A 17,261-nucleotide genomic window follows, 5' to 3' on the forward strand; every position below is an offset into this window, starting at 1 on the left:
ATGCACCTGCATGGAGGCTTCATCGAAAAGCCAACAGATCGTGATCGCAGATGCTGCTTCCGCTCATTGTGACTTTGTTGTTCGTCACTCTGGTCAACACTGTATTTCAGTTGACCCAGTTTGATCTCGCTTATCGCTATTGGCGCAGTGTTTGGAAGAAACAGAAGCCAACATCCAGGCCGATTGATCGCGAGCATTTGCCAGCCGTCACGATTCAGTTACCGATGTTCAATGAATCGATCATTGCACCCAGGATTCTCGAAGCCGTTTCGCGAATCGATTATCCCCGGGATCGACTTCAGGTTCAGATTCTTGATGACTCGACAGATCATTCTCCGGAGATCATTGCGGGGATCCTGGAGGAATTGCGCCAATCTCAGCCGGAACTCAATATTGAGTATCTGCACCGCACCGATCGGCAGGGCTTCAAGGCGGGTGCTCTGCAAGCCGCCATGCCACTTGTGACAGGCGAGTTTATTGCGATCTTTGATGCTGACTTCATCCCTCAGCCCGATTTTCTAACCCATCTGTTGCCTTACTTTGATTCCCCCGAAGTGGCGGTCGTGCAGAGCCGATGGGGCCATTTGAACGCCCATGATTCTGTGCTGACGCAGGCTCAACAGTTCTTTCTGGATGGTCATCACTCCGTCGAACAAAATGGCCGTAACCGGGCTGGGTATTTTATTACCTTTAACGGAACAGCCGGGATCTGGCAACGCTCTGCTATGGAGGCCGCTGGTGGCTGGAGTGCCGATACGCTCGTGGAAGATCTGGATCTCAGCTACCGCACGCAAAGTCTCGGGTACCGGATTGTCTATGTCGAAGATTATGTCACTCCCGGAGAGCTCCCCAATTCCGTTTCAGGATTGCGGGTGCAGTTGTTCCGCTGGTTCAAGGGGAATGCCCAGGTCGGCTTGAAGATTCTGGGAAAAGTCTGGAAGCAACCTCTGCCACTCTCTGTCAAGATTCATGCGACAGCACAGCTCTTCGCACCATTTACGATGCTTTCAAGCTTGGTCATGCTGCTGATTACCGGTGCCTTGCCATTAATCCTTCATGCAGCACCCGAACATGCTGGTCTGGTCAAGCTCTGTTATATGGGTTTCGTCTGGGTTCCGGCCGTTCTGCTGGTTTATGGAACCCCCCGCATTCGCTTTGATGAAGGCCCATGGTATATAAGGCTCGCAAAGCTGGTACCACGTACTTTTGTCTTTATGGCGATGATGACAGGGCTTTCCTGCCAAAGCAGTATCGCTGTCCTGGAAGCTGTCTTTAAGCGTGCCAACCAATGGGTGGTGACTCCCAAGGGATTCAGCCAGCAGAGCAGTAAAAAGAAAGTACGTCGCAAACTGGCCTGGTATGTATGGCCGGATGCGTTTGTCATTATTTACCTGATGGCATCAATTGTCATTGCCTGGAAATTCGAATTCTATGCACTGTTAGTGATCGAGGCGACATGGCTGGTGGGGTATCTATGGCTGTTTGGAGGAGCTGTCTGGGAGGCTTACGGAACGCCTGCGGCACCCTCCGTTGTCAAAATCAATCAACCCGAGAATGCCACAGTTGAAGGCAGGACGCTCCTCGAGTATGGAGTCGGTTCGGAAGGTGATAATGAATCAGTGACGACTGCACCAGCAGGAGCCACATTATGATGCACGCGTCGGGATCGTTGGCGACAGCCTTATCGATCGACAGCTCAAATGAATTATTGAGCAAGCAGGGAGACCTGAGTTCAACCAATCGGGAAGTGAGCTCCAAAAGCGCAGGCGAAGTTTACTCTCAGGATCATGGCGAACAGACAAGAATTGACTGGTCAAAATTCTGTTACCTGATGCTCCCATTCTGGCTTTTGCAACTGGTTCTGGTGTGTTTATCGAATGGCGCGTACCATGATGACGATGTGAGTCATTACATCATCTCCCGCAGAGCCTGGTCTCAACCCGTGCTGTTTCTCAATGTCTGGGGACGACCTGGGTTTACAATCCCGTATGCACTCACTGCAATCATCGGTTCGCCGCTGACAGGTTGGCTGGCTTGCCGTCTTCTGAGTGTGGCGATCTGTACGCTCACAGCGATTCTGACAACGAAAGTGGCGGCACGTTTGAACTTCAGATACCCGGAATGGTGCGGGCCACTGTTCATGCTGATTCCTCTAAACTTTCAGCTCTCGATTACTACATTAACTGAGACCATCTGCGGGCTCTATTTCATCTTGGCGACATGGCTTTTCATCGAAAAGCGATGGTACCTCGCTGCGATTGTTCTGGGACTGACCATGCTGTCCCGTCACGAAGCAATTGTGACCGTAGCAGCCGGGTCGCTTATTCTCATCAGCTTAAGGCAGTTTGGCCCGGCGCTCATGGTCTGGCTCCCAGAACTGGTGTGGAATGCAGCCTGTTATCGCTTTCAGTCATACGATATGCCCATCAACAGATATTTGTCGGGAAATGCGAACCATAGCTACGGAAGTGGTGGGCTGGTGCATGGCTTCTGGATGTGGGCTGAAGCTGCTGGTACTCCAGCAATCGTACTCATTGTCGTCGGTGGAGTCCTGTTACTCATCAGATCCATGTCCGAAACTTCATTTCAATCCGCTTGGATTCAGTCATCGGATGCCCCGAAAAGTCGTTCATTGATAAAAATATTCTGGCGGGCAATCTCTGAGAAAAACACCATCTTTCTAGGTTTATGGCTGGTTGTCGTCGGTGCGTGGGGAACTGTGCTCCTCAATACGGCATTGTATTCACTCAACTTTTTCGCCAGCGGTGGCTACGGTCGTTTTCTTGTGCCAGCCGCACCATGGATGGTGCTATGTATTCATGCCGCTCTTGCAGAGCTGGCCGAGTCGATGAAATCAGAAACTGTAGTAGCAACTTCTCACTCAGGTGGTCTTGTAAGGAATGTTAATCATACCTTGAGGCTGGTGGTCTCTCCGTTGGGACTGGCTGTCCTGATGTGGCTGGCAGTGATCTCCTCAATCATCTTGATGTCATTGCAGACGGATCGCTGGTTCTTGAACTACTTGGTGTCCTATATTCTTTCGCCCGCTGTCACAATTGTGGCTGCTTGTCTATTTGTAATGATGTTCTGTGTGAGAAATAAGAACTCTCAGTTTTCTGGACTGCTCGCTAAGTCGGCATGTCTTGTTGGCAGTCTCGCCTGGGCCATGGCCTTTGTGGGAGCATCACAACCACTCAGACTGACTCCGACTCAAGCCCTCTACGCAGATGCAGTGCATTGGATTGAGCAGAGAGAGTCGGACGATAACGTCTATGTCACCGCGAACTCCCCTTTAGGTGAGGTCTTTGCTGCAGAGGCCGGGTTTCATGATATTTCTATTTATACACTTCCGTGGCTCAAGCAGCCATTTTATCTGTTGGTCGATACGCAGTGCATGATGGAAAGAGAACGTAAAGATCTCTTAGAGAGATATAAAGCTCACAAAGTTCATGAAGTGGTAACGACAGAGCGAATCTCTCAGACGACCGGTGAATCGTCTCATGCTGTAGAGATCTATTATGCCGGGATCCAGGAATCACAGCTTGCAAGTTATGCCGCACCGTAAGAGAACGATACAAACTCTTTGGATATCTGCTGAGTCGTTGTTCCTGACGTTTAAATTCAGTTTGTATGAATCTTGCGAAAAGTACTCGGAGCGAATGAATGTTGTTAAACGATATGTGTGCGATTTCTCCGGCAACGAAGAACCAGCGTGGATTTACGCTCATTGAGTTGCTGGTTGTGATTTCGATTATTGCTGTGCTGATTGCGCTGTTGCTACCTGCTGTCCAACAGGCTCGTGAAGCTGCCCGGCGCACACAGTGCCGTAATCACTTGAAGCAGTTGGGATTGGCGATTCACAATTATCATGATGCCTCCCGAATGCTTCCCCCACGTCAGACCGGCCCGGGGACTCCGGCGTTATCAGCTTCGACTGGAGCCAATCGCTGGAGTGGTTTTGTGGCGCTACTGCCGTTCATTGATCAGGCACCACTGTTTTCTCAAATCCAGTCGGTCAATCAGGTTCCCTGGGGAGGGAATGCTGTCTGGCAGGCAAAAATTCCTTCGCTGGTGTGTCCCTCCGATTCCACCGGCATTGATCCTTCGGGGTCACCGAATCAGCAGGGGTACTTGAATTATGTTTTCAGTGCGGGTGACACCCTTTCTTCGTCCGGAAGTAATTCGACCTCAACAACACCCGTAATTGTTGGTTCCCGTGGTGGTTTTGGATCTCTGAAGTGTTACCGTCTGGCAGATATCACAGATGGCAGCAGTAACACCATTGCTATGTCAGAGGGAGTCAGGCCAACGAGAATTCGAGAAATTGGTATTCGCACTGAGTTAGCCGACGGGACCAATCCGACATCTTGCCAGATTCAATTGCCATCGGGTTCCCGTGAGTACAGCAGCGTCATACCCGTCTATCTGGGCGATACCGCCTTTGGTTATCGTTGGGCAGATGGTGCTGCATATTTTACGTCGTTTTCGACAATTCTCCCCCCCAACTCAGCCTCCTGTTTTGTGACCGCTCCAGATCACTGGGGGACTGGTTTTTTTAGTGCCAGCAGTCGTCATACAGGTGGGGTCCATGTCCTGATGCTGGATGGCTCTGTGAGATTTGTCTCCGACAACATCGATACAGGGACTTTGTCGAGCCAGCCTCCTCAACCAGATACCGGGACAGCTTCTCCTTACGGTGTCTGGGGCCGCCTGGGTTCTCGTTCAGGGGGGGAAGTGATCGGTGAGTTCTAATGGGTGTCATCTGGAATATGTTCTGACCTGATTTTCTGTGGTGTTACTTTTTCGGCACAGTTGCCAGATCTCTAGGCATTGAAGTCTTTATGTACTATATCGCTGGCGGATTATTACTGCTCTCGATGGCTATGGTGCTCATTCACATGGTGATTGCGTACCGTGTGCTGAGATCGTTGAGTCATTGCGCACAGCCTCCTTATCCGGATGAGCAATGCCCCAAAGCGATGGTCGTGATGTGCCTGCGTGGCTCAGATCCTTTTCTGGAAGCAACACTACGTTCCATCTTTGCACAGGATTATCCTCAGTATGTCGTGAAGCTGATCGTGGATTCTGTTCACGATACAGCTTGGGAGATCGTGCACCGCATCAAGGCAGAACTCCATGCCAGTCATGTGACGATACAACCTCATCTGAAGCGGAGAGCGGGTTGCAGTCTGAAGTGCGGCAGCCAGATTGAAGCGCTGGAAACGATCGACCCGTCGATAGAAATGCTGGCATTTCTTGACGCGGATACAGTGCCGCACGCGACCTGGTTGCGAGAATTGGCCGCGGCTTTAAATCAACCGGGTGTTGGCGCAGCGACGGGAGGACGCTGGTATGCACCGGAAGCTGCCACACCTGGGGCGGTCATGCGCTATCTGTGGAATGTGGCAGCACAGGCCTTGATGACGGAGCTGCATATTGCCTGGGGTGGCACTTTGGCATTTCGCCGGGAGGTTTTTGATCAGTTGAAACTGGCTGAACGATGGAGCAAAGCCATCTGTGAGGACACGATGACACAGGATGCCTTACGAGAGATGAATCTTAAGGTACAGTTTGTCCCTACGTTAATGATGGTGAATCGAGAAGATATCAGTGTGAATTCCTTCCGCCGGTGGGTGACCAGACAGTTACTCAATACCAGGCTTTATCACTCGAACTGGTGGTTTGTCTTGTTGCATGGCCTGTCTGTCTTCCTGGTGGTCGAGGGCTCGTTGATCTTCTCTGTAGTGGCAGCTCTGCGTGGATATGGAAACGAGGCCTTAATGGCGATTGGTGCTGCCGTGTTGTTCCAATCGACGCTGTGCCTGCTGCTGTTATTGCTGGAGAGAGCGGTTCTGAGTCTTTCCAGCCCGCGTCGAAGGCTCTGGGGAGCATGGTGGGTCTGGGCTTTGATACCGGTTTGGATGATGTTTGTCCAAACCATGAATCTCTGGTGTGTCCTGCGAGCTCAATTTGCTCGTCGGATCGAATGGCGAGGGGTGACTTATGAAGTCTTGTCACCCTTCCAGATACGCATTGTCGAAGAGACGGAAGTTATTGTGTCGGCCACCCAGTCGATTTGAAGTGAATGCTTTTTGTGATCATGGCCTTGCAGGTGCCGACCGCAAAAGTCGCGTATGCGGTTCAAGTAACGATCGAGAAAAACAGAACTGTCACTCGGCATCGGTGTGTCCAGTTCAATATGTTTGGAAATCAGCTGGCGATCATGGTGAACTCGATGGAAACTGAAATCGAAACGAGTCAATTCCTGACTGTTGATGATCGACTTGGACGTTTGATCCCTTTGGAAAGTTCTGAATTGACCGGGTCTGGTGAAACTCTGAGTGGATTGATGGGTTCGATTCGCCCATTAGCTTTTGAACCCGAACTGGTTCCGAAGGTCTGGGGAGGATGTAAACTGCTCGAGCACGCCGCGCGAAAGCAGAAGACCTCTGACTATTCGTCATTGGTTAACGGCAATGAGATTTGCCGGATTGGCGAATCGTGGGAGATCTCAGGCGTCGAAGGAAAATCGTCGCGTCTCAAGATGGTCGGCCAGCATCCATCGGAAAGTGGTCAGCAGGAGATCTGGACACTGCAGCAACTCTGGCAGAAATTTGGGGCATCGCTCGCCGGCTCTTCGTTCGCAACGGAGCAATCTGATGAGCAACCACCTGAGTTTCCGTGGCTGGTGAAGCATCTGGAATGCAACGACTGGCTCTCGCTGCAGGTCCATCCCGCTGTAATTCCTGGATGTAACTCCGGTGGATTGCCTGAAAAAGAACAACTGAGGCTGTTCAATCCGGATTCAGCTAACAACAAAGAGACATCAGAAAGTCCTACCGAGTCACTTGATGAAGTGCGAGGAAAGAACGGCAAATTTGAGTTCTGGCTCGTGGTGGAAACTGCGATTGATAGTGAAATTATTGTTGGTCCCGTGAGAGAAGATCAGCGGGAAGAGTTAGCACAACAGGTCGAAGCGGGAGCGCGTGAGCATGAACTTCTGGAAGCTGGCTTGTTGACACGACTTCCAGTCGAGGCAGGACAATGGGCGATTCTGCCTCCGGGAAGTGTTCATACTGTTCGTGGAGTGACCATTCTGGAGGTTCAGACTCCAGTCGATGTGACCTACCGAATTGATGATTATGGGCGGCGTGGAAGTGATGGCGAACTGCGTACGCTGCATCCGCGGGAGGCTGCCCGGGCGATCCGTTCGGGAACTGGACTTCCACAGGTTTCACATTCGTTACTCTGGGAAAGCCATTCGATAAGTCATGTCGATCAAACGACACAGCATGAGCCGTCATCGAGATTGATTCGGCATATCACGGCTCCCCACGATCCATTTCAAATTCGCTTTCGAAAGATTGGAAACGATCTTCAATTCCTGAATCTTGAAGAAATGACCGTCTTGTGTGTCATTGATGGTGAGCTTGAATTAATCTGGGAGCATGGCACAGAACTCCTTGCGCCACGGGATGTTCGATTGCTTCCGGTTGATCTGAGAGAAGTATCGCTCAGGTCAAAAGGAGCATCGGTATCAATTTTGCTGCTGACATCGTCTTCCTCTCTCGGTTGCAACTCACCAGCGAGTGTCCCACGATAAACCTGAACAGATGGTTCATGATCGAGAGCGGATTGTTCAATACTTAGGCCCAGACAAGTCGGTGTGAACTGCACAGGATTATTGGTTTAAGGGCTATCAGGACCACAGGTATGATTCAGACAACGGGCCAGCAAAAGACAGTTTCATCGACTGAAGATTTCTCTGGTCGTAGCCCTGGTATCGCCCTAGATCCAGTGCATCGTAGTCCATTACCTGATCCTGGTGATTGGCATTTGCTGCCAGATCTGATTACCGCTGATCAAATTCATACTGTGAATCCTCAGCGTTTTGAGATGCATCAGCTCGATGGAATCCTTTCCATCGATGATGATCGGCAGGAAATTCTGGGCTATCGGCATCTGGCAGACAACCCTTTTGCCTCTGAGATCAATGCGAAGACTGTTGGTCAGGGAACCATCCAGGCTGGGCCACGCTGGACGGAAGTGGCGGCTCAGGTGAGTGCGTACTATCTCAAGCGTCTCGATTTTGGAGGCATGGGGATCAATTTCGGAATCGGTGGAATCTATGGCCTCGAATTTCATCACGCAGCCCTGACCGGTCACCGATTATACGTGCTTTCGCGAGCTGTAAGTGTTGATGCCCCAGTTTCGGCCCGCATGGAATTTGAAGGCTACGTCGATTCGACCCCATTCTTCAGCGGTGAAATACTTCTGATGCCGCTGAAGTGCCTCGATCGCAGTGCAGGTCGATCAGTTTGATTCAACTGGCCTGCACTGCAGGATCTGGTCTTCTCGACAAGTAATAATCAAACGGTAGCGTTAGGACGAAATCGCTCGATGGACAGAAGAGCGTGGGCTCTCGGCGCGGCCCAAGAGCCCACGCAGCGACTGCCCCCAGGGGGGCGGCAGGTCGCAGTACCCTTGCTTGCGGCTAACGTCTCAGGATGTGCAATTCAATGACGCATGAAAACGTAGCTTTCTTCGAGTGAAGGTCAAAAGATAACCCGAGCTTTAGCACGGGAATTCTGCCATTGCTGAACGTTGAATCAAAAATACAACATGGGCTGTTGAGGTTTATTGACGATTGTGGAACTCCTGCAACAGATCTCTTGAGTGCAGCCGTCTCCGAGAGAGTTACATGTGAGCTTTTCGCGGAGGGTTGGCCGATGGGAGTGAGTTGTTCGCCTCGCTTCCGCACGAGCGCCGATTATCTCGCCATGGCAAGAGATCAAGAGCGCGTCGCGATGAGGTCAATCATTAACCACTCGCCAAAGACATTTGAACTTGCCCTCATCCCGGCCTTCTCCCGTCGGAACGGGAGAAGGGGCAAAATGCTTGCCTGCTTATCATCGGCAAGTCCGAACGACTCAATCCCGGGGTGGCGTTCCAAGAAATCGCCGCCAGCGTCTTTCGGCAGATTTCGTATTGTGAACTGCTGGTGTGGGATCTTCCTTCTGAGCGGAATTGGGTCTGTCCCGCATGATTTCCTGCTGCTGACGAACCTTCGCCTGATCGCGTGCACAGCGGGCTCGCTCCAGCGAAAGTTCGACTTCAGCCAGGCGTAAATGTTCCTCCAGGCGAACCTGTAAAGAACGCAATTCATCGACAAGTTCTGTCGGTGCGTGTTCCAGAGCAGCCCAGTTGGGTGGCCCACCAGAGATTTCGCGGGCTCTCAATCGCCGAATCAGCCAACTGATGTAAGCGTCGCGCTGATTGATCGCTGTTTCAAACTCCTGTTGCTGGCAATCTTCGATGTTAAAAGGGAGTGGGACTTCTGGTTCGGTAAAATCGGTCTCAACCAGCGATTCGACACCCGATCCACTCGTTCCTTCTTCGAAAGTATCAGGTGGTTCATCGACAGAGAGCATCTGCGATTTAAGACTCTCCCAGAGAACACTGTTTCCTTCAGATGAGGATTCGTGATGAGCAGTTTGTTCGTCAGCCAGCAGCGAATCTAAAGTCTGGTCAACTGCTGCATTGAGCGATGACAACTGAGACGTTGACCCCATATAGAAGGCATTTTGGCTTTTCAGTTGTTCAAACTGGTCGGACAGATAATCCCGAATGTCTGCCAGGCGAGAATCCAGTTGTCCCAGCAATACAGCAGGTTGCATGGCATCCCACTGTTCAAGAAACCTTTGCATATCTGCCGTTAATGTGGCATGTCGATCAACACTGGCACCAAATGATGAGCTGACAACCTTCCGATCTGCCCCGGTGCGATGCAGTCGATCAAGCTGTTCAGCAGCTTGTTCCAGCCGTTCAGTGAGTGCCTGGATCAGGCTGTTCTTGTTTTCCAGCTCGATTTCAAGGGATTGAATTCGCGAAAGGGCAGCAGCTTTGAAGTGCTCGTTCGCGCGTTGCTGCTCCTCAAGGATTGACCGTTCTTTCCGGTGACGTCCATGCTCAGTGGCAACACCCCGATGGGCAGGATTTGCAACCGATGCTGGATGCATGCGCTGCTTTGATATCTGGAGTTCTGTAGTGATTTTGGGAGACGTGATCTGGCCTTCCGGGAGGTGATCCAACGAGGAAAGGTGAACGTCCTCACTCCAGGTCTGCTCAACAGAGTGATCACTCAACGGTGTTTCGGCTGTTCGTGCGCGGATCAGATCCTCGAAGTCTTGTGCAGAGATCTCTGCCGTCTCAGGTGACCTTTCCCAATTCGCGGGAAGACCGGAGAAATGCTGCCCGGCACTGGGCGTCTCTGTCGATTGAATGTCGGTCGGATCGACAGAGTCTGCTGATGAATCCATTTCAAACAAAGATTTCTCAACTTGCTCGAGATTTTCGAACAGTCGGTCTTCATCGACTGGAAGTTCTGATTCATTCCGCATGACATGCCTGTCGTGTTGTGCGCTGCGCTAGCCTGTTGAGCAGCGAACAAATCTTTGAATGTTCTCACACGCTGTGTCGAGAACTTCGTTCATCGCCTTTCGAGAAACAACTTTCGTTTTCAGAAAAATCATCTGATCCGATTGGTGAAATCGAATTCACACGAGCCGAGTTGATCTCTGATACTTTTCAATGATTCTTCGGATCATGAATCAATCACAAGACCGATTCTACAGACTCTGTTTTGACCACAGCCTGTGATTGATCATCCAGCGGGTTACTTCCTCACTGGGAAACATAGCACACGATTCCGCAGCTCAATCGAGGCGGGAACTCGCGACTGCTTGAATTACAGTAAGCACTGGACGGTGCAATCCATGCAACCGTTAAAGCTGCACTGTAAATCTGAACCGGGCAATGGGTCGAAAGTGCTCGGAAGTACGGTTAGACCGGTTCAAGATCCCTGGAAAGTTCAGGCTCGTTGCTAAGGAGAGTGACATTCGCAGGAGCCATATGGATGGTGTATCTGTACTCTGCACTGCCATCCGTAAGCCAAGCTCTGGAATAGCACCGTCGCACTCTGTCAGAAAATGCCAGCCACTCGTGGCGTCGGTCTTAATCCAACATTTTCAACAGAGGGGCTGCCAAATTAAGTTGAAGAAAATTCACTCGGCAATGACTTCAGAGTTCTCGGCACGGAATCGATAACCAACTCCACGCACTGTCTCCACAATATCTGCCAGTGCCCCCAGCTTCTGTCTTAACGAACGCACATGAACATCAATCGTTCGTTCGAGTGCATTGGCATCTTCACCTCGGCAACGATCCATCAATTCATTTCGGCCAAAGGGTCGGCCAGGTGAACGTGCCAGAGTCCAGAGCAATCGAAATTCGGTGGGTGTCAGATGCAACTCTTCGCCATTCAGGCGAGCCGTATGATTGATCCGATCAATCTCGATTCCTCTCGTCACAATCACATCTCGTGATTGCTCACCCGCCTGAGATCGTCGCAACAGAGCCTTGATTCGATGAATCAGGGGCTTCACTTTAAACGGCTTGGCCACATAATCATCCGCCCCCATGTTGAAGCCGACAATCTCGTCAACTTCCTCTGCTCGGGCAGTGAGCATCAAAATCCTGCAGTTCGGTAGCTTTGGGTCACTGCGTAGCTGACGGCACACTTCAAGGCCATCGATCACAGGGAGCATCAGGTCAAGAATCACCAGATCCGGCGTCATGGCCTGTGCTCGCCGCAGACCATCCTGACCATCAGAGGCCGACGTGACTTCGAACCCCTCTTTTTCAAGATTGTAAGTCAGAATATCGATCAGAGATCTTTCATCTTCGATCAAAAGAACTTTCGGCTTGGCCATACAACCCCAATGATGACGACTGAGACAAGAACTCGTTGGTCAAATGAGTGGATTCTGAAGAATCAAGTAGCCAGAAACATTTCTCCGTTTGCCAGGCAATTTAAGCTGCAGGCAACTTCCGAAGATTACCGTATAAATACCTCAAATCTTTTTTGCGTAAGAATAGCCGAAGGATTCTCGCCGTCACTCGCTGGAAGTGGGTGAAAGTGTTTATTCACAAGAACTTCATCAACTGACTGTGCGAATTCCCCGTGACATATTTTTTCAACGACCTGAGATTTTCAGTGACCTGAGATCTTGTCGATGGCGTTGCCTTACGCAGGGCCTGTCTCCAAGCGGTTGCGATGTCGGATGATCTCACCTTCGACAAGATAAACCACATCTTCGGCAATATTTGTCGCGTGATCAGCAACTCGCTCGATCTGTCGGCACACACTGAAAAGGTGCATGTGCAATTCAATAAGTTGTGGCTGCCGCTGCATCCGCAGAATGAGATCGTGAATAATCTCTCTATTGAGGTTGTCAACGCGATCATCTGTCTGGCAGACATCGCGGGCCAGCTTGACATCCATGTCCACATACGAGTCGATACTGCGATGCAGCATGCTCAGTGCCAGATGTGACATCTCGCGAAAATCGTCCGGTACGTGGACTTCACCACAACGGATAATAGAAAGCGCACGCTCAGAGATATTCACCCCCAGATCAGCGACTCGCTCGAGCTCACCAGAGATCTTCATCACGGTCGTAATTCGTCGCAGGTCGACGGCCACTGGCTGATGCAGTGCGAGGAGTTTGAGACATTCCTCCTCGATCTGCACGTCCATGCGATCGATTTCGTCATCTTGAGCCGGGATCTCCTCGGCCTTCTCGTAATCCCGGCGGTGCAGGGCATCGACGGCTGAATCAATCAGTTCCTCAACGCGGGCACACATCGTGAGCACGTTTCGATGCAGAGCATCAAGGTCGCGAATGAGGTGAATCGCCATAGACCACGCCCTTAAGTACTGACTGGAAAAAGGACTGATAATTCATGTTTTACATGCAGTTACACCAGAAATGATTAACCAAATCGACCGGTAATGTAATCTTCCGTCTCTTTTTCCCGAGGCTTGAAAAAGAGTTGCTTCGTCAAACCGACTTCCACCAGGCGACCCTGGCAGAAAAAGGCAGTCCACTCACTGATACGGGCGGCCTGCTGCATGTTATGAGTCACGATGACGATTGTATAATTCTGCTTCAGCTCGATGATGAGATCTTCAATGCGGGCTGTTGAAGCAGGATCCAATGCTGAAGCCGGTTCATCCATCAGCAGTACTTCAGGATTCGTGGCCAAGGCCCGGGCAATGCACAATCTCTGCTGCTGTCCACCCGAGAGAGCCATTGCTGAATCTTTGAGCCGGTCTTTGACTTCGTTCCACAGGGCGGCCTGTTGCAGGCAGCGCTCGACGGTTTCCTGCACGAATGAGCGATTACGGATGCCGGCAATCCGCATTCCGTAAGCGACGTTCTCAAAGATGGACTTCGGAAACGGAGTTGACTTCTGGAAGACCATGCCCACGCGTTTTCGCAAGGCCACCACATCGATACGTGGTGCGTAGATATCCTGTGAATCCAGTAAAACATCCCCGGTATGCCGGGTGCCTTCGATGATGTCATTCATGCGGTTGAGTGCCCGCAGATAAGTACTCTTGCCACAGCCCGAAGGGCCAATCAGGGCGGTGACTGCACGTTCTGGAATTTTCAGATTGATGTCGAATAGCGCCTGGTGGCTGCCGTAAAAGAAGTTCATGTGTCGGGTTTCGATCTTCAACTTCTGTTGTTTATGATCAGAAACCGTAGCAGTGGACGTCGAGGAATGAGTTTGACCCGCAACTGGCGGTTGGAGTGGCTGAGGCATTGTGGTGGCCTGTGCGAAGCCCGCTTGTGGTGGTATCAGATTCATAAGTTGCCCTACCAGCGAACTTTCTTCTGGAAGTGCTGGCGAATAAAGATTGCCAGACCATTGGAGATCAGCAGGATGACAAGCAGCACAAGAATGGCTGCCGCCGCAACATGCTGGAATTCAGGTTTTGCTTCGTTGATCCAGCCATAGATCTGCATCGGAATTGTGGTAAACGAATCAAAGGGAACTTGAGCCAGCTTGTCTGGCCTGGTGATTGCTTCAGAGACGGAATTGAGACGCCCAGGTGTGAAGGTGATGTAGGTTGCCGCACCGATAGCCACAAGCGGTGCTGTTTCACCAATGGCTCGAGACATGGCGAGAATCACTCCGGTCATCATTCCCGGAAGAGCTGAGGGCAGAACCTGATGCCAGATGGTTTGCCACTTTGTGGCTCCCAGAGCTAATGAAGCATGACGCAGGCTCGGTGGAACGGATCGCAGTGCTTCCTGGCTGGCAATGATCACGACTGGCAGGCTCAAGAGCGCCAGTGTCAATGCACCCGAGATCACTGTGCGACCGAAAGGGAGTGTCAGCTGCAGGCTTCCTATCCCCAGATTAATGAGGTACTCACTTTTCGCGAGGCCGAACATTCGCACAAAGGCGGTGAATCCAAGAATGCCATAAACTATCGAAGGAACACCGGCCAGATTCGCGATATTCAGCTGAATGAATTTCGTCAGCAGTGTCGGCTTAGAGTATTCTTCGAGGTAAATTGCAGCACCAACCCCCAGGGGGACTGATAAAATTGCCGTGAGCAGGATCAGCCAGAATGTCCCGACAATACCCGGTAGAATCCCTGCATCAGCCGGATTTCTACGGGGCATCGAAACGAGAAACTTTGGTGTCAGCCATCCCATGGCCTGCCAGGCCATCGTCGCAATCAGCACGCCGAGGATGACGACTGATCCCCACGTGGCCAACCAGCAGACCCATTCGAAGATCATGCCATACCGATGACGGCGTGCCAGTTCCGAGTCAAAACTTTCTTCAATGAGCTTTGTGCCGGCAGACGTGCTCTCAAGAGGCATTTGAGGTGGCTCGGCGGATGTTGGTGCTGAGGTCTGTGGGTTCACTGGTACACCTCACGATAACGTGCAAGCACCAGCTGGGAGATCAGATTCATCGTCAACGTGGTCAGAAAGAGCACCAGAGCGACGGCATACAGACTTTTATATTCAATCGTGCCCACTGGCGTATCGCCCGACATGACATTCACCACGTAGGCTGTCATCGTTTCAATCTGGCTGAGGGGATTGAGTGTTAACGTTGGTTTTTGACCGGCAGCAATCGTCACTGCCATTGTCTCGCCGACGGCACGAGAGATAGCGAGCAGAAATGCTGCGATGATCCCGGAAAGTGCAGATGGAATCACCACGCGCACACAAACATCAAACTTTGTCGAACCCAGTGCGTAACCAGCTTCTCGTAAGGTTCGCGGTACTGCACGAAGAACATCTTCGCTGAGCGAGCAGACCGTCGGAATGATCATCAATCCCACGACAATCCCGCCACTCAATGCATTGAAGCCATCGACCGGAATACTCCACAGCCAGTCGACACCAAAGAATTCGGCAGGTTTGAGAATAGGCCGTATGACGTATGGCGTCACAATCCTCAGGCCAAAATAGCCATAGACGACTGTGGGAACACCAGCCAGAAGTTCAAGAATTGGCTTGGCGATCGAACGAACGCGTGGTGATGCATATTCCGCCAGATAGACAGCAGCCAGCAATCCAGTCGGCAATCCAATGATCGCGGCGATGATCGTGATGAGGAACGTTCCGCAGATCAGTGGCCAGATGCCGAACACGGGGGGGCTGTATTGCGGAGCCCACCGGGTTTCCAGGAAAAACTGAGAGAGGCTGATCTCTTGAAAGAAGGCTTTTTCCGGGGGAATTCCAAAGATCGCCTCACTGACCAGTACGAAAATAATGGCCAGTGTTGTTAACACCGAAAGGAGAGCACAAAGAAACAGCAACATTTGAATGAAGCTTTCACGGAGCCTATGCCACGTGAAGCGATAGGCCAGACCGGAGGCCTCCAGATTCGTGCGGTCGATGACCGAGTCGGTACTCGCGGGCTTTTGTTCGACCACAGACATGTGCCGTTTACTCAGTTAATCGGTCACTAGTGCTGTGAACGCTGATCTGAACAATCAGCAAACACGGCACCGAAGACATGTAAGCTCAACAACATACTTCAGAGGAATCGAAAATTCGATCTTCCAGCCCAGTAGACCCTCAGGATCAGGCCAGAAGATCGCATTTTTCAGTTCACATTCTGATCTTTTTAACGACAATTCCTATGAGATCTGCCTGCCTTACTTGAGAGCATCGGCCAATCGCTGCTGCATGGTTTCTTTGACCGATTTGGGAACCTTAATGTACTTCACTTCTTCAACCAGCTGGTCGCCCTTTTCTGACAGCAGGAATTTAATAAACTCTGCGACCTCAGGACGCTTCAGTTTGGCTTTCGTCGTGTAGATGAACAGTGGTCGAGAGAGCGGTGTGTACTCGCCGGATTCAATCGTTGCAGGTGTGGGTTCAACACACACAGCTTTCTTGCCGTCAGAAATTTTGACAGCCTTCAGCTTGGAAGCGTTTTCTGCAAAGTAAGCATACCCGAAGTAACCCAGAGCCCCCTTCGAATCGACGACGCCTTGAACAAGGATGTTATCATTCGAATTGGCCGTATAGTCCGAGCGACTGGATTTCGCCTTCCCATTGATCACTTCAGTAAAGTAATCAAAAGTTCCCGAAGCTGTGTCGGCTCCAAAGAGTTGGATCGGTTCGTCGGGCCAGCCTTCGCGAACTTCACTCCACTTGGAAACTTTGCTGTCAGCGGCCCAGATCTTGTTCAGTTCAGCCACTGTCATGCATTCGGCGAAGGTGTTGGCAGGATTGATGACCACTGTCAGGCCATCAATGGCCACCTGAAATTCAACGTAATCGATTCCCTTGGCTTTGCACTCAGCGGCTTCCTTCTCGGTGATCGGTCGGCTGGCACCAGTCACGTCGATTTCCTCCGCGATAAATTTCTTGAAGCCGCCACCTGTGCCAGACATGGCCACAGTCAGTTTCACTTCTGGAAACTTACCTTCAAATTCTTCAGCCACTGCCTGAGAGATTGGAAAGACGGTGCTGGATCCATCGACGGCAATCGTTCCCGAAATCGATGGCGTTGCCGCATTCATCCCCTCTGTTGACGAATTAGTCTTTTCGCTGGTTGAAGCCGCTTGATCGGCTGACTTCTTCTGGACGCAGCCGGACAGCGAGCCACACACAGTCCCAAACAACGCGATCAGTACCAAGACATATCGGGGACGTAAAAATGGCATTCCAGCAGCTCCAGTCTTCTATGTTCATCGTTGATCAAGAATTGATGCCGGATATGTTTTTCCGACGACCGAGGGAGCCTAAGGACTCTCTGTGAAAATTCCAACCAGCCTATTGTTAAGATTGTCTTAATTTAAGTGCGGCAATGGGTTGCGTTCAAGTGAGGCCACACGATTGTCCTTTGAATCCAGCCTTTTTCGGTGGAAAAGC

13 protein-coding genes are annotated in these 17,261 nt (G+C 51.2%); 6 read left to right on the forward strand and 7 right to left on the reverse strand.

Features of this window, described 5'->3' with window-relative positions:
- Window positions 1-50 precede the first annotated feature (50 nt).
- The 6 genes from PLIM_RS07665 to PLIM_RS07690 all read left to right on the forward strand — a co-directional run bounded on the left by PLIM_RS07665 (window position 51) and on the right by PLIM_RS07690 (window position 8,322).
- Entirely contained in the window at window positions 51-1,652 is a 1,602-nt protein-coding gene (locus PLIM_RS07665; protein WP_013109742.1) for a glycosyltransferase, read from the forward strand.
- A complete protein-coding gene (locus tag PLIM_RS07670) occupies window positions 1,649-3,565 on the forward strand; it encodes a hypothetical protein (protein ID WP_013109743.1) in 1,917 nt (638 codons plus the stop codon). The genes PLIM_RS07665 and PLIM_RS07670 overlap by 4 nt, the downstream gene beginning before the upstream one ends.
- 98 nt (window positions 3,566-3,663) lie before the next feature.
- Window positions 3,664-4,752, forward strand: coding sequence for a DUF1559 domain-containing protein (locus tag PLIM_RS07675; RefSeq protein WP_013109744.1), 1,089 nt, complete (start codon window positions 3,664-3,666; stop codon window positions 4,750-4,752).
- An 89-nt stretch (window positions 4,753-4,841) separates the two neighbouring features.
- A complete protein-coding gene (locus PLIM_RS07680) occupies window positions 4,842-6,080 on the forward strand; it encodes a glycosyltransferase (RefSeq protein WP_013109745.1) in 1,239 nt (412 codons plus the stop codon).
- Window positions 6,081-6,235: 155 nt separating this feature from the next.
- Window positions 6,236-7,603 carry a class I mannose-6-phosphate isomerase gene (locus PLIM_RS07685; protein WP_148227028.1) on the forward strand — a complete coding sequence of 456 codons (1,368 nt, stop codon included), beginning with the start codon at window positions 6,236-6,238 and terminating at the stop codon, window positions 7,601-7,603.
- Window positions 7,604-7,836: 233 nt separating this feature from the next.
- Entirely contained in the window at window positions 7,837-8,322 is a 486-nt protein-coding gene (locus PLIM_RS07690) for a hypothetical protein (protein WP_196349544.1), read from the forward strand.
- A 608-nt stretch (window positions 8,323-8,930) separates the two neighbouring features.
- On the opposite strand, the gene PLIM_RS07695 is transcribed toward PLIM_RS07690, so the two are convergent.
- The 7 genes from PLIM_RS07695 to PLIM_RS07725 all read right to left on the reverse strand — a co-directional run bounded on the left by PLIM_RS07695 (window position 8,931) and on the right by PLIM_RS07725 (window position 17,053).
- Window positions 8,931-10,400, reverse strand: coding sequence for a hypothetical protein (locus PLIM_RS07695; protein WP_013109748.1), 1,470 nt, complete (start codon window positions 10,398-10,400; stop codon window positions 8,931-8,933).
- A gap of 663 nt (window positions 10,401-11,063) precedes the next feature.
- Window positions 11,064-11,771, reverse strand: coding sequence for a response regulator (locus tag PLIM_RS07700; protein WP_013109749.1), 708 nt, complete (start codon window positions 11,769-11,771; stop codon window positions 11,064-11,066).
- Between the two features lie 314 nt (window positions 11,772-12,085).
- Window positions 12,086-12,760, reverse strand: coding sequence for a phosphate signaling complex protein PhoU (gene phoU, locus PLIM_RS07705; protein ID WP_013109750.1), 675 nt, complete (start codon window positions 12,758-12,760; stop codon window positions 12,086-12,088).
- A 74-nt stretch (window positions 12,761-12,834) separates the two neighbouring features.
- Entirely contained in the window at window positions 12,835-13,716 is an 882-nt protein-coding gene (pstB, locus tag PLIM_RS07710; protein WP_013109751.1) for a phosphate ABC transporter ATP-binding protein PstB, read from the reverse strand.
- An 8-nt stretch (window positions 13,717-13,724) separates the two neighbouring features.
- Window positions 13,725-14,744 carry a phosphate ABC transporter permease PstA gene (gene pstA / locus PLIM_RS07715; protein ID WP_013109752.1) on the reverse strand — a complete coding sequence of 340 codons (1,020 nt, stop codon included), beginning with the start codon at window positions 14,742-14,744 and terminating at the stop codon, window positions 13,725-13,727.
- Between the two features lie 41 nt (window positions 14,745-14,785).
- A complete protein-coding gene (pstC, locus tag PLIM_RS07720; RefSeq protein ID WP_013109753.1) occupies window positions 14,786-15,817 on the reverse strand; it encodes a phosphate ABC transporter permease subunit PstC in 1,032 nt (343 codons plus the stop codon).
- A gap of 219 nt (window positions 15,818-16,036) precedes the next feature.
- Entirely contained in the window at window positions 16,037-17,053 is a 1,017-nt protein-coding gene (locus PLIM_RS07725) for a PstS family phosphate ABC transporter substrate-binding protein (RefSeq protein ID WP_013109754.1), read from the reverse strand.
- Window positions 17,054-17,261: the final 208 nt, after the last annotated feature.

Source organism: Planctopirus limnophila DSM 3776 (assembly GCF_000092105.1).
Lineage (GTDB): Bacteria > Planctomycetota > Planctomycetia > Planctomycetales > Planctomycetaceae > Planctopirus > Planctopirus limnophila.